Source organism: Maribellus sediminis (assembly GCF_011799805.1).
GTDB lineage: Bacteria > Bacteroidota > Bacteroidia > Bacteroidales > Prolixibacteraceae > Draconibacterium > Draconibacterium sediminis_A.
The window spans coordinates 224,068-237,595 of record NZ_WXUB01000006.1 but is presented as its reverse complement, the minus strand read 5'-3'; the positions used below and the strand labels follow the sequence as shown (position 1 = coordinate 237,595).

Genomic DNA, 13,528 nt, shown 5'->3' with positions numbered 1-13,528 from the left:
TTGTCATTCCGACCCCAAAGTCTCGGGGGAGGAATCTTTCCCATTAAATAGTAGAAAAGGAATATCAAGCAATTTCTACGGCAACATGTCCGTTGGGCAGAATTGACTTTAATTTTACCGAACCCAGTTGATTAACCAGCCCTTCCTCGTAAGGAACTTCAACTTTGATGTAGTTTTCGGTAAAACCTAACATCTTATCTTTTTTCTGCTGCTCTTCAAAAAGAACGGTCTGTTCGCTCCCGAGATGTTGTTCGTAAAAGGCGCGAAGCTTTTTCTCCGATAAGTTGATGTACATCTGGGTCCGGCGTTTGCGGTCTTCCACATCTACTTTCCACGGTATTTTCAAGGCCTGAGTTCCGCTTCTTTCAGAATAAGTGAAAGCATGCAGTTGCGAAATCTCCAAATCGTTGAGGAAATCATACGATTCCTGGAAATATTGCTCGGTTTCGCCATTTGTTCCGGCAATCACATCAACACCGATAAAAGCATGTGGCACAATCTCACGAATGCGTTCAACACGCTTACGATACAGATCGGTTGAATATTTTCGCTTCATCAACGACAGAATTTCATCGGAGCCTGACTGCAGCGGCATATGAAAATGCGGCATAATCACTTTCGATCCGGCTACCAGTTCGATGACCTCGTCTTTTAACAGGTTTGGTTCGATGGACCCCAGTCGAAGCCTTTCCAGTCCGTCTACTTTTTCGAGTCCTTTTAGCAGATCGAGGAAATTCTCACCGGTCGATTTTCCAAAGTCGCCAATGTTGACACCAGTCATAATGATTTCTTTAAAACCTTTATCCACGGCTTTTTGCGCCTCGGCAACGGTGTTGGCAATGCTGTCGTTCCGGCTTTTCCCCCTTGCATACGGAATGGTGCAAAACGAACAGTAATAGTCGCATCCGTCCTGAATTTTCAGGAAACTGCGGGTACGGTCGCCCCACGAAAATGCTTTGTGGTAGCTTTTTATATTGGCTAAGCGGGTAGTCTGGATCTGGGTAGTGCTGTTTTTGTGCAAGTCGCCAAGGTATGCCGGGATGTGGAATTTCTCCTGGGTTCCAAGCACCAGGTCAACGCCTTCGATGTGCCCCACTTCCTCGGGTTTTAGCTGTGAGTAGCATCCAACAACAATAACCATTGCATTCGGATTCTGGCGCACTGCCTTACGGATAATGTTGCGGCTGGCTTTGTCGCCCTGGTTGGTCACCGAGCAGGTGTTGATCACATACACATCGGCATTTTCTTCAAAATCAACACGATCGAATCCTACCTCTTTAAAAGAGGCAGCAATGGTTGATGTTTCCGAAAAATTGAGTTTGCAACCCAACGTATAAAAAGCAGCTTTCTTCCCTTTGTAATCCATCTCTAATCTGTAATCTTTCTAAATAGGCTGCAAAGGTAGAAAAAAGCTGCTTAATGCAAATAGTTCTTTTTGAACTGATTATTCTTTTTATTTGTCTTTCTTTCCCGATTGCTATCAGGATTTTTATCGGTAATTTTCGCTTATAACAAGTTGCTGGCCAGTTCTGCCAGGTAACTACGTTCACCTTTTACAAGGTTGATATGTGCAAACAGATCCTGGTTCCGCATGCGGTCGGTCATGTACGCCAGACCGTTAGATTTCATATCTAAATAAGGTGAATCGATTTGTTGCAGGTCGCCGGTAAATACCATTTTTGTTCCTTCGCCTGCACGTGTAATAATCGTTTTTATTTCGTGCGGTGTCAGGTTTTGTGCTTCGTCGATGATGAAAAACGCATTCGACAAACTCCGTCCGCGAATGTAGGCGAGGGGAGTAATGTTCAGCCGTTCTTCTTTCACCATTTCCTCGATAAGTTGGTATTCGTTACTTCTCGGGTTGAAAGTATGTTTGATCACCGACAGGTTGTCAAACAAAGGCTGCATGTAAGGACTGATCTTTTCAGAAGCGTCGCCCGGCAGGTAACCAAGGTCGCGGTTACTGAGTGCAACGATTGGGCGCGCCAGTAAGATCTGTTCATACAAACGGTGCTGTTCAATGGCAGCTGCCAGTGCCAGCAGGGTTTTTCCGGTTCCGGCTTTACCTGTGAGCGCAATCAGTCGAACCTCCGGATCCATCAGCATATTCAAACTAAATGTTTGTTCGGCATTTCGTGGTTTTATTCCGTAGGCCGATTTCTTTTCAACCCGGTAAATACGTTCCGATTTGGAATCGTAGCGTGCCAGTGCACTGGAAGTGGTGCCTTTAAAAATGTAACATTCGTTGGCTTCCGGGGCGAACGTAGAACCAACATCTTTGATGGTGATCGATCCCTGGTTATAGAGACTGTCGATCAGGCCATCGTTAAAATTGTCAAAAGTAGTAACGGTTTTATCCAGAATGTTTTCATCGGTTACCTGGTCGGTTTTGTAGTCTTCCGATTGAATGCCCAGCGACTTGGCTTTCATCCGGAGGTTGATGTCTTTACTGATAAGAACCGTTTTGCGTTTGGGGTACGATTTTGCAATGTAATCCGCTATAGAAAGTATACGGTGGTCGGGAATATCTTCCTTAAAAGAAGCTTTCAGTTCGTCAGAAAAAGGTTTGCCCGTTTCAATGCGCAAGTTGCCTTTTCCTTGACCCAAAGATTTGCCACCGTTAAAAAGCTCGTCACCAACAATTTCATCGAGCAGGCGGGTAAATTCGCGTGCCTGAAAGTTGATCAGATCGTTTCCTCGTTTAAATTTGTCCAGCTCCTCGAGTACTGTAATCGGAAGGATAACATCGTTATCCTGGAACTGGTAAATACACGTGTAATCGTGTAAAATTACGTTGGTGTCAAGAACGAAAATTTTACTCTTTTTAGTCTTACTTAGCATATAAAAATTGATTTTTTTAAATATAGATTAATCGGTGAGATAATGGGATTGATCGCTCAAAAATTAATAAACTTGTAGCCGTTAATAAATATTTATTTTACGTGGACTATAGGGATACTTTGGATTATTTGTTTACGCGTTTGCCCATGTTTCAGCGCAGTGGACCGGCAGCGTATAAAAACAACCTCGATAATACTTTGAGGCTGGATGAGTTATACGATCATCCGCATCGGAGGTATAAAACAATTCACGTAGCCGGCACCAATGGTAAGGGATCGGTTTCGCACATGCTGGCAGCCATTCTTCAGAGCGCCGGTTATAAAACGGGATTGTACACCTCGCCGCATTTAAAAGATTTCAGAGAGCGTATCAAAATCGATGGCGAAATGATCGCAGAACAAGATGTGGTTGAGTGGGTTGAACACTATCGTACTAACAATGAAGTGTGGAAAATTGAACCTTCTTTTTTCGAACTAACCGTGGCTTTGACATTTGATTATTTTGCCCGGCAGAACGTGGATGTTGCCATTATGGAAGTTGGTTTGGGCGGACGGCTCGATTCAACCAATATTATTACTCCCGAACTGAGCGTAATTACAAACATCGGGCTCGATCATGTTAATTTACTGGGTGATACTTTGGAGAAGATCGCTGCGGAAAAAGCCGGCATTATTAAACCTGAGGTTCCGGCAGTAATCGGTACCAGTCAGAAAGAAACTGCCCCGGTTTTTATACGGAAAGCTGAAGAGGAAAAGGCACCCCTTTATTTCGCCGATAAAGCATACAAGGTGACGTATGCAACATTAGCACTTGATGGCAAACAAAATGTGCATGTAGAAAAAGATGGAGAGGTTGTTTTGCCCGAATTAAAACTGGATTTATTGGGAGTGTATCAGCACCGGAATCTTCCGGCCGTTTTAAAAGCAGTAGATCTGCTTCGCGAAAAGGGATTTGAAATACCGGAAACGGCACTTCGAAACGGTTTGGCGAATGTGGTCGGCTCAACCGGTTTACTGGGACGATGGCAAATAATAGGAAATAATCCGTTGATTGTTTGCGACACCGGGCATAATGAAGACGGAATTCGTGCCGTGGTTGCACAGATTGAAAATACTGCTCATCAGAAATTGCATTTCGTTTTCGGTGCCGTTGGCGATAAAAGCGCCGACAAAGTTTTGGCTTTGCTACCTAAAAATGCCGAATATTATTTTGTTCGGGCAAATATTGAAAGGGCCATGGATGAGACCGAACTTCAGTGTCAGGCTCACGCTTTCGGGTTGAAAGGGGAGTGCTACAATTCTGTGAATGAGGGCTTCCGGAAAGCCAGGGAAAACGCGGGAAAACACGACCTGGTATTTGTTGGAGGAAGCACTTTTGTGGTAGCTGAAATTTTATGATGATTTTTTTGAAATATTTTTTGCAGAACTAAAAATAGCTTATATATTTGCAGCGCCTTTCTGAAAAAGGGGGCACGTTCAGAGAAAAAAGGAAACATTTCGGGCGATTAGCTCAGTTGGTTCAGAGCATCTGGTTTACACCCAGAGGGTCGGCGGTTCGAATCCGTCATCGCCCACTTAAAAGGTCGATTCGTCGTATGACGAACGGCCTTTTTTGTTTTCGGTACAATCCCAAAATATATATTTTCTTTTGGTAGTATTTCAGTCGAAGTAAGTCAGTGTCCTGATAATTTTATAATTGATTGATATAAAAACATATAAATACCCGTAAATATTTAAATATTTTGACGTAACTTGAATAAGAGAAAAACATTAAGTTATGGAAGCACTGTACTTCACAGAATACCTTGAATGGTTAAGTGATCACTTGATATTTGCAGATTTGTATTTTATCGGTTTGATCTTAGCTGCATTTCTAATCACAGCCTTATTGAATTTTCTTGGATACGCATCGAGAGAAATTCTGTAGACTTTTTTTCGAAATGAGATCATTTTAGTTACTTTTTAATAATCAGTTGTTTTCCGAATAAGTCATTCGGACGCGGTTTTCTATTCACTGATTTTCCAATTTAAGAATTGACCGTTTCATATACTCACTCCTGAAAATTTTAAAACGTATCAGAATCTGAATAATAAGTATTCATTTTTGCTGATTGACCTTTTAAGAATTCATGAAATATTTTTGTGGAGTGAAGCTGCTTGGGTTAAAGGCAAAGAAAAAAGGGTAGAACCAATGGACGCTTTTTGAAGATGATTGATAATTTACAAACCCCTAAACACAAAACCAATCAAGATACAGAGTTCTACCCCTTAAGATTTATCATTTTTGTTATAGTCACTCAATTTACAACAAAGAAATTAAAAAAAGAACTAATTGTCCGATTATTTTTCGTAATCCTGTTTCATGATCTGTTCAATTTCGTCCGTCTCGTATTTTGGAGTGGCGCCTGCTTTCGATGCAACAAAAGCTCCGGTGGCACAGGCCAGTTCCAACGCGTTTGACGGTTCAAGCTCCTTCAGGAGGGCAGCAATCAAGCCGGAAAGAAATGCATCGCCGGCACCAACCGTATCAACGGTTTTGATTTTATAACCCGAATGATTGTAAAAAGTATTGTTGGAATACAACAAAGCACCATTAGCTCCCCGCGTTACACACAGCAATTTTAAATCATAGTGCTTCGTCAGCCATTCAACCAGTTCTGCTTCGCTTCCTTTTACTTTATTCCATGAAGCTATTCTTTTAAGTTCATCGTCATTCAGTTTTACAATGTCCGATTTACGGAGTAAGAGCTCAACAACTTCTGGCATGTCATAAGGAGGTCGGAGATTTACATCCATTAATTTTACTATGTCGGTATCCAAAAGGTTTAACAATGTTTTACGTGTGCTGGAATTTCGCGATGCCAACGAACCATAAACCAGTAATCCCGAATGCTCAACTTTGTTGCGAAGAGCTTTACTTAGTATTATATTATCCCAGGCAACCGGTTCGCAAATTTCGTAGGTAGCATTATTTTTAGCATCTAAATGCACCAACACTTCGCTTGTTGGCAGGTTTTTATCAATTTGAATCAGATCTGTTTGCAATCCTGATTTTTGTAAAAAGGAAAGTAGTTGATTGCCTGCTTCATCATTGCCAACACAACTTGCTATTGAGGCATTCATACCTGCTGCATGTAAGTGTAATGCCACGTTCATTGGTGCTCCTCCGGGTTTAGCTCCCGATGGCAAGCGATCCCAAAGCACTTCGCCAAAACAAAGGATGTGGTTGTTTTTGATTTTCATAGCATCAAATATACAATGGTTCGACCTCAGTTAAAAATACTTTTTTTGAAGGTGTAGAGAATCATTTTGAGTGTATGGAATGAATTCAAAATAGAAAGAATTTCATTTCTAATTGTACATTTTACAAAGTAAGTTTTATTTTTGGGGAGTAATTCCGGATGAGGGGCAGCTTTTGTGTTGTAATTGAATGCTTTAATGTAGCCTTGAAAGGAAATTGATTGAACAAATAAAAATAAAATATCGACTATGAATTACAGGATCTTAAGTGCATTCGCACTTTTTATTTTAATTTTTGGGTGCACTACCAGAAGCCCTGAAGAAACTCCCTTTAAATCCTCATTGTTTCAGTACGATGCTGAAATTGATGGCATTATAGAGCAAATGACTTTGGAGGAAAAGGTAGATATGTTACACGGTAAAACTATGTTTACATCAGCAGGTGTCGAACGACTGGGTATTGCCGACCTGAAGTACGCTGATGGTCCGTTTGGCATTCGCGAAGAACTTCAGCCTCATGGTTGGATGCCCCTTGGATGGGAATTGGATAAAGCAACTTTTTTTCCAACAGGGTCGGCTCTGGCAGCTACGTGGAGCAAGGAAATTGCTTACAAATACGGAACAGGTATGGCACGTGAAGCCAGGCTTCGTGGAAAAGACATGATCCTGGGGCCGGCGATTAATATTCAGCGTATTCCAACGGGAGGCCGTACATACGAATACCTGAGTGAAGATCCGTTCTTGAGTTCACAGCTCTCGGTTGGTTATACCAAAGGCGTTCAGGACAACGGAGCTGCTGTTTGTTTAAAACATTATGCCCTGAATAACCAGGAAAATAATAGAGGGACCGTGGATGTAATTGTTGATGAACGTACCATGCGCGAGATTTACCTGCCTCCTTTTAAAGCTGCGGTTCAGGAAGCAGATGCGTATGGAGTAATGTCGGCCTACAATAAAGTAAACGGCTGGTGGTGTGCCGAGAACGATGTGCTGCTCAACCAGATTTTACGCGATGAATGGGGCTTTGGCGGTATGGTAATTTCCGACTGGGGCGGAACACACTCTACCGTAGAATCGGTAACCCACGGGCTTAACGTGGAAATGCCCGATGATAAATTTATGGGGCCGGCTTTGCTGGATTCTGTAAATTCAGGAGCAGTTTCCGAAGAAGTCATCAATAAAAGAGTTAGAGAAATATTACGGGTGCGCAAAGCAATCGCCCCGGTTCCTGAAGAAGAGGCCAACCAGGTTATGACATCTCAACCCGAACAACAGCAAATTGCTTATGAAGTGGCATGTAAATCAATCGTGTTGCTAAAAAATGAAGGTGTACTTCCACTCGATCTTTCCGGGAAACCTACAATCGCAGTTATTGGTGACAATGCAACTCGTATTATGGGATCGGGAGGAATTGGTGCCGGTGTGAAAACCCTCTACGAAATTACTCCCCTTGAAGGGCTTAAAAGTAAAATTGGCGACAAAGCTGAGCTTGTTTATTCTCAAGGATATGTACCGGTTGAATTGGATTATGCCCGGATTTTTGGAAACAAGCCCAAAGAACAGATCGAAAAGGAAGATCGCGAAAAGGCCATTCTGAACAAGAAGCTGAACGCGGAAGCTGTAGAACTGGCTAAAAAGGCCAATGTTGTGTTGTTTTTTGGTGGCAATAACCGAGCGGTGGAAACCGAGGCCAACGACCGCGAAAATATATTTCTTCCTTCCGGTCAGGATGAACTGATAAGGGAAATCGCTGCCGTGAATCCGAATGTTATTACCGTTCTTGTAAGTGGTGCTCCAAACGATCTTAATACAGTGAAGCCCGCTTCAAAAGCATTATTATTATCGTGGTTTAATGGAACCGAAGGAGGAAATGCACTGGCCGATGTACTGCTTGGAAATATCTCGCCCAGCGGAAGATTGCCTTTCACTTTACCTATTAAACTGGAAGATTCGCCTGCTTATGCACTTGGAAATTATCCGCAGGGACAGAAAAAGGGTGATGTATTCGTAGGATTGGTGGAAGAAACCGATAAAGACATAACGGGAGAGAATACCGGAGATAATAAAAACGATCCGAATAAAGCTTATTACAGCGAAGGTTCTTTGGTAGGTTATCGCTGGTTCGATACAAAAGAATTACCCGTGATGTATCCTTTCGGCTACGGATTGACTTATACCAAATTTGAATACGATGGACTCGCAAGCGATAAGGAAGAATACGGTGCAGATGATGTGATCACGCTTTCGTTTACGCTGAAAAACAGTGGATCGGTTGTTGCCGATGAGGTGCCGCAGGTATACGTTCACCGCATCAATCCATCGGTGGAATGGCCTTATAAAGAACTAAAAGGTTTTTCTAGAACGACACTTGAAGCCGGCGAACAAAAAACGGTTTCGCTCGAAATTCCGGTGAAAAACCTGCGTTACTGGAATGAAGAAACGCACAGCTGGGAAAACGACCTTTGTGACATAGAATTGCTGGTTGGAGCTTCAGCCGGCGATATCAAACTGAACAAGAAAGTTTCACTCAAATAGTAAGTGTAAAGTTTATTTAGTTGAACCGGTATCATCTTTTGGGTGGTACCGGTTTGTTGTTATATTGAGCAGTAACCGAAAATAACCTGATACTTGCATCGGAAGAATTTGCGACACCAACTTTCATTTGCATTGTCGCCGAAACTTTGCAATAATTTCTGTGGTCAACAAAGAAAAAATGAGAACCTGGTTTTCCTTAGCGGTGGGAAAATCAGGTTTTTATTTTTAATTTAGTGAGACTGTAATTTCAGAATCCGTCAACTAACGGAGAATTGAAATTGCTTAATCGAACTAATCCCGATGCAACGCAATCGGGATCTGTTGGTGGCTATATCTCCAAATTCGATGCGTGAACTAATTTAATACTGAAAAAAACTAATCATGCAAAAAACAGTCGCATTTACTTTAAACGGAAAGAAGGTTTCGGTTGAAATGGAGCAATCGAAAACCTTGCTTTGGGTACTCCGGACACACTTCGAACTTACCGGTACAAAATACGGATGTGGTGAAGGTTACTGCGGAGCCTGCACCGTGCTGATTGATAATTCGGCAGTGCGTTCGTGTGCCACTACAATTGGTGAGGTAGCCGGCAAAAGTGTGGTAACCATCGAAGGATTAGCCGATGGCGATAAACTGCATCCGGTGCAACAGGCTTTTGTCGATCACGATGCGTTGCAATGTGGTTATTGTACGCCCGGTATGATCATGAATGCGGTTGGTTTGCTGAATGACATTTCCGATCCTTCGCGTGAAGATATTATTTCGGGTATGGAAGATAACCTCTGCAGGTGCGGAGCCCATAACCGCATACTCGATGCCATTGAAGATGCCGCTTCAGCGATGAAAAATTCCGGCAATTAAATGCTTACTGCAACTGTAAAAACGTAAATCATGGATGAATTAAAAGAATATCAGGAATTTATTAACGGCAGCGATTTTCGATCGGGACTTAAGCGACGTGATTTTATGCGCCTTATGGGTGGTGGATTATTTGTTTTCTTCCACGCGGGGGCCGTTATTGAAGCACTGGCATCGGAAGGCGATCAACGCCGACAGTTACCCGACGATTTTAATGCATTTCTGAGGATACACGAAGATGGAAAAGTGTCGTGCTACACCGGAAAGATTGAAATGGGGCAGGGAGTGGTCACCGGTCTGGCGATGATGCTGGCCGATGAACTGGATGTTGCTTTTGAAAGTGTTCTGATGGTAATGGGCGACACCGATCTGTGTCCCTGGGATATGGGAACTTTTGGTTCGCTTTCCACCCGCATGTTCGGGCCATCGATGCTGGCTGCCGCAGCCAAAGCACGAACGGTTCTTCTTGAAATGGCTTCGGAGGAACTCGATGTTGAACTCGATTACCTTGAAGTGAATGAAGGAGTGGTGTTCAACCGCAGGAACAAGTCGGAAAATATTTCTTATCAGCAGTTAACTGAAGGCAAAAAGATTGTCAGGGTGCTGGATAAGGAAGCCAAGGTGAAAGACTATTCGAAGTACAAAATAATGGGTACGCCCAAAATGCGTGTCGACAGTGTTGAGAAAGTTACCGGAAAAGCAAAATATTCAGGCGATCTGCGTATGCCTGGGATGTTGTATGCCCGAATATTGAGGCCACCGTCTCATGCTGCCAAATTGGTTTCGGTAGATACTTCGGAAGCTGAAAAAGTGGAAGGTGTACAAATTGTAAAAGATAATGACCTGGTAGCGGCACTGCACAAAGATCCGGAAATGGCTGAGAAAGCACGCCAACTTTTTAAAGCGAATTTCGAAGTGGAAGAAGAAAAGGACGTTAATAATTCAAACGTATTCTCATACCTGCTCGATCGTGCTCCCAATGGGAATGTAAATATCGATGAAGGCAATCTGGATTCCGGAAGAAATGAGTCGGCAATCATTTTTGAAAACGAATTTCACGATGGTTATGTGGCGCATTCGCCTATGGAACCACACACCGCCATGGCACATTTCGACGGTGATAAAATGACGGTTTATGCGGGTACACAAACGCCTTTCCCTGCACAAAGCAATATCGCCAGAACTCTTGGGATGGATGAGGAGAAGGTGCGTGTTATACCACCTTATCTTGGTGGTGGCTTTGGTGGTAAATCGGCACATCAGCAGGCGGTGGAAGCAGCCCGCCTGGCCAAACTTACAGGCAAACCTGTAATGGTTGACTGGAACCGCGAGGAAGAATTCTTTTACGATACCTTCCGACCGGCTGCGGTAGTTAAGATCAATTCCGGAATTGATGACGATGGCAAAATAAAATTCTGGGATTATCATGTGTATTATGCCGGCGATCGCGGAGGGGAAACCATGTACAATGTACCTCACCAGAAACGTACGGTTTACGGGCGTGGCTGGACAGCTCCTGGTGTTCATCCTTTCCCGACTGGAGCATGGCGTGGCCCGGGAAACAGTACCAACACTTTTGCTCGCGAGGTCCAGGTGGATATCATGGCGGCTAAAGCCGGAATGGATCCGGTGGAGTTTCGCTTGAAAAACCTCACGGATCAACGTGCAATCGATGTGTTGGAAGCCGTTGCTGAAATGGCTGACTGGAAACCTGCAAAATCGCACAGCGGAAGAGGATACGGAGTTGCCATTGGTGCTGATGCCGGGACATACGTGGCGCACATTGCCAAGGTGGATGTGGATAGCAAAACCGGTGAAGTAAAAGTGTTAAAAGTATGGGTGGCCCAGGAAATGGGTTTTTGTGTGAATCCGCAGGGTGCAACTATACAAATGGAAGGCTGCATTAATATGGGAATGGGGTATGCCTTAAAGGAAGTGGTTGATTTTGAAGGAGGACAGGTGAACACCAAAAATTTCGATACTTACCAGATTCCCCGCTTCTCCTGGATCCCGGAAATGGAAACTAAAATTCTGGATCGGCACACACCGCCACAGGGTGGAGGCGAACCTGCTATTGTTTGCATGGGAGCGGTTATCGCCAATGCCATATACGACCAAACAGGAGCACGGCTTTTGGAAATGGCTATGACTCCCAAACGGGTGCTTGAAGCCCTCAAAAAAGTCTAGTCTAATTGAAACTTAACTAATTAAGTTTAGAATTTATGTGAATTATCCTGACACTTATATCATACATTTATTCAGATGATTGACTTCTTTTATTAATAGACAGTCAACTCATCTTTTCCGGGCAGTTCAGGAAATGCTGAATGTGGCTCTGCCTGGTACCAGAACACAACCGACGAAAGGTCTTCTCCCTGCAATGGTAAATATCTGCCATCTTCGCGCCATCCCAGAGCCTGAATGGTCACTCTCAGGTTCTTTTCAAAACGAATCGGATCAGTAACATGCCAGCGGTAGAGCCCGAAACGCATTTGCGAATTCCAAAGCTTGTCGGGCGTTAGTGCATAAAACCCGGTGTAGGGTGTCGAGAAATCCTTGTACTCGTTGTCTTCCACAAAGCAGTAAGCGCCACAAAAATAGTCTTCGGTGCCGGTGCCACAGATGGTCGGGAATTGCGCATCGTCGTCGATAAAGAATTTAATTTCACCTTCGCCCCACCAGCCGCTGTTGTTGGTGCCCCAACTCATGTAAGCTCCAACATACTGACCACGACCGTTAATGTTATCGATCATTAAAAAATCTTCCTTGTAAGGATGCGGATTACTCCGGCGGAACTGAGCATGAAAATACGCAGCATCGTCTTCCACTTCTGTCAGGCAGTAATCAATTTGGAAAAACAATGTCACATCTTTGAGGCTGAGGTTTTCAACGGTCACTTTATAGCCTTTTCTGAAGGGCATTGTCCAATACGAATTAAAGCCGTTGTGCGGATTCACACACACCGCCAGCGAAGAGATCTGTTTCGATTTTCCCCAGCCTGAACAGAAGAAATCGCCCAGTGGCACTTCCACTGAAGGCTCGTCTTCACCGTCCCAGTACATACGTACAATCAGGTTGCGCCAGTTTCCGGTTGGTGTCATCCAAATGTGCTGAATGGCTCCCTGTCCCTCAACGTCAGCCAAAACAAAGGTAGATTCAGCTTGAATGCTTATTGCCGGACTCACTTTCCAGCCCTGTCCCAGGTCGCGTGCTGCCGACTGGTGCGTTCCATTGATGGCCATGCCGCCTTTCCCTTTTTCCCCGGTAAAATTTTCTGCACTGATCGATCGTGTTTTTGCCTTCGACATGCGGTAAAGGTTGTTCATATTGTTTCCGATGCCGTCGTGTGTTTGAGCCTGGATTAAGCCGGAAAAGCAAGACAGAAAAATGACTGCAAAAACAGTGGTAAGATTCTTTTTCATTGTTAGTTATTTAAAGTAGTTATACTCATTTCTTATAGTTTAGCCAGGTGCGTTTTTATCAATTTATGAAATAAATCTCCATCCATATTTTTGCATAAATTCTTCTACTTCTTCATTGAATGATCTCTTCCTGTGGTGTCCTTCTTGATTTTCAATGTATTTTTTAACTGCTTCAACATGACTTTCACTAACACCAACTGCCCAAAAATCATCCTGCCACATAAATTTTTGAGTGGTTAGTCTTTGTTTGTTCATCCAAAAGGAAGATTCTCCTTTTATCAGTTGTGTTATTTTACTTATCGATTGTTCTTTACCGAGAGAAATTAAACAATGGATATGGTCCTGGTACCCGTTAACAGCATCAAGCCATATTCCTTTTTCTTTTGCATTTTCAGAGATATGTGTAAATACCTTCTGTCTGACTGCTAATGAAGTTAAATATGGAACACTGTTTTTCGTTGAAAAAACTAAATGTACCCAAATTCTTACCCAGCTCATAATTGCTTCAATTTTAATATTTGGCATGTGGCTGAAGCCATATTGAATCTTGATCTTTTTATCCGTCGGTTAAAACCGACGGCAATTTTTATTCCCGTTCACTTCAGTGAACGGAATCGATATTTGCTTTGAAGA

9 protein-coding genes and 1 tRNA gene are annotated in these 13,528 nt (G+C 43.2%); 5 read left to right on the top strand and 5 right to left on the bottom strand.

Going from position 1 to position 13,528, the window contains the following annotated elements:
* Positions 1-64: 64 nt before the first annotated feature.
* Both mtaB and HFD85_RS19900 read right to left on the bottom strand, forming a co-directional pair.
* On the bottom strand, positions 65-1,366 hold the full coding sequence (gene mtaB / locus HFD85_RS19905) for a tRNA (N(6)-L-threonylcarbamoyladenosine(37)-C(2))-methylthiotransferase MtaB (protein ID WP_167613787.1): 1,302 nt from the start codon (positions 1,364-1,366) through the stop codon (positions 65-67).
* Between the two features lie 140 nt (positions 1,367-1,506).
* Complete coding sequence (locus HFD85_RS19900; protein ID WP_167613785.1) at positions 1,507-2,841, bottom strand: PhoH family protein; 1,335 nt, start codon at positions 2,839-2,841, stop codon at positions 1,507-1,509.
* A 101-nt stretch (positions 2,842-2,942) separates the two neighbouring features.
* Here HFD85_RS19900 and HFD85_RS19895 point away from each other — a divergent pair, with 101 nt between their 5' ends.
* Positions 2,943-4,238, top strand: a complete 1,296-nt coding sequence (locus HFD85_RS19895; protein WP_167613783.1) for a bifunctional folylpolyglutamate synthase/dihydrofolate synthase — start codon at positions 2,943-2,945, stop codon at positions 4,236-4,238.
* Positions 4,239-4,339: 101 nt separating this feature from the next.
* A tRNA-Val gene (locus HFD85_RS19890) sits at positions 4,340-4,414 on the top strand.
* A 766-nt stretch (positions 4,415-5,180) separates the two neighbouring features.
* Here the strand turns inward: HFD85_RS19890 and HFD85_RS19885 are convergent.
* On the bottom strand, positions 5,181-6,083 hold the full coding sequence (locus HFD85_RS19885) for a carbohydrate kinase family protein (protein WP_167613781.1): 903 nt from the start codon (positions 6,081-6,083) through the stop codon (positions 5,181-5,183).
* Between the two features lie 246 nt (positions 6,084-6,329).
* On the opposite strand from HFD85_RS19885, the gene HFD85_RS19880 reads away from it, so the two are divergent.
* From HFD85_RS19880 to HFD85_RS19870, 3 genes are all read left to right on the top strand, one after another.
* Positions 6,330-8,615, top strand: coding sequence for a glycoside hydrolase family 3 C-terminal domain-containing protein (locus HFD85_RS19880; RefSeq protein ID WP_167613779.1), 2,286 nt, complete (start codon positions 6,330-6,332; stop codon positions 8,613-8,615).
* Between the two features lie 381 nt (positions 8,616-8,996).
* Positions 8,997-9,476 carry a (2Fe-2S)-binding protein gene (locus HFD85_RS19875; protein WP_167613777.1) on the top strand — a complete coding sequence of 160 codons (480 nt, stop codon included), beginning with the start codon at positions 8,997-8,999 and terminating at the stop codon, positions 9,474-9,476.
* 30 nt (positions 9,477-9,506) lie between these two features.
* A complete protein-coding gene (locus HFD85_RS19870) occupies positions 9,507-11,660 on the top strand; it encodes a xanthine dehydrogenase family protein molybdopterin-binding subunit (RefSeq protein WP_167613775.1) in 2,154 nt (717 codons plus the stop codon).
* Positions 11,661-11,752: 92 nt separating this feature from the next.
* On the opposite strand, the gene HFD85_RS19865 is transcribed toward HFD85_RS19870, so the two are convergent.
* A complete protein-coding gene (locus HFD85_RS19865) occupies positions 11,753-12,895 on the bottom strand; it encodes a glycoside hydrolase family 172 protein (protein WP_167613773.1) in 1,143 nt (380 codons plus the stop codon).
* A 63-nt stretch (positions 12,896-12,958) separates the two neighbouring features.
* Positions 12,959-13,420 carry an IS200/IS605 family transposase gene (tnpA, locus tag HFD85_RS19860; RefSeq protein ID WP_206082040.1) on the bottom strand — a complete coding sequence of 154 codons (462 nt, stop codon included), beginning with the start codon at positions 13,418-13,420 and terminating at the stop codon, positions 12,959-12,961.
* Positions 13,421-13,528: the final 108 nt, after the last annotated feature.

What these genes read in the sequence shown, in the direction of transcription:
- HFD85_RS19880 (WP_167613779.1), top strand. Translation starts at nt 6,330, where the DNA reads ATGAATTACAGGATCTTAAGTGCATTCGCACTTTTTATTTTAATTTTT.
- HFD85_RS19875 (WP_167613777.1), top strand. Translation starts at nt 8,997, where the DNA reads ATGCAAAAAACAGTCGCATTTACTTTAAACGGAAAGAAGGTTTCGGTT.
- HFD85_RS19865 (WP_167613773.1), bottom strand. Translation starts at nt 12,895, where the DNA reads ATGAAAAAGAATCTTACCACTGTTTTTGCAGTCATTTTTCTGTCTTGC.
- mtaB (WP_167613787.1), bottom strand. Translation starts at nt 1,366, where the DNA reads ATGGATTACAAAGGGAAGAAAGCTGCTTTTTATACGTTGGGTTGCAAA.
- tnpA (WP_206082040.1), bottom strand. Translation starts at nt 13,420, where the DNA reads ATGCCAAATATTAAAATTGAAGCAATTATGAGCTGGGTAAGAATTTGG.
- HFD85_RS19900 (WP_167613785.1), bottom strand. Translation starts at nt 2,841, where the DNA reads ATGCTAAGTAAGACTAAAAAGAGTAAAATTTTCGTTCTTGACACCAAC.
- HFD85_RS19885 (WP_167613781.1), bottom strand. Translation starts at nt 6,083, where the DNA reads ATGAAAATCAAAAACAACCACATCCTTTGTTTTGGCGAAGTGCTTTGG.
- HFD85_RS19870 (WP_167613775.1), top strand. Translation starts at nt 9,507, where the DNA reads ATGGATGAATTAAAAGAATATCAGGAATTTATTAACGGCAGCGATTTT.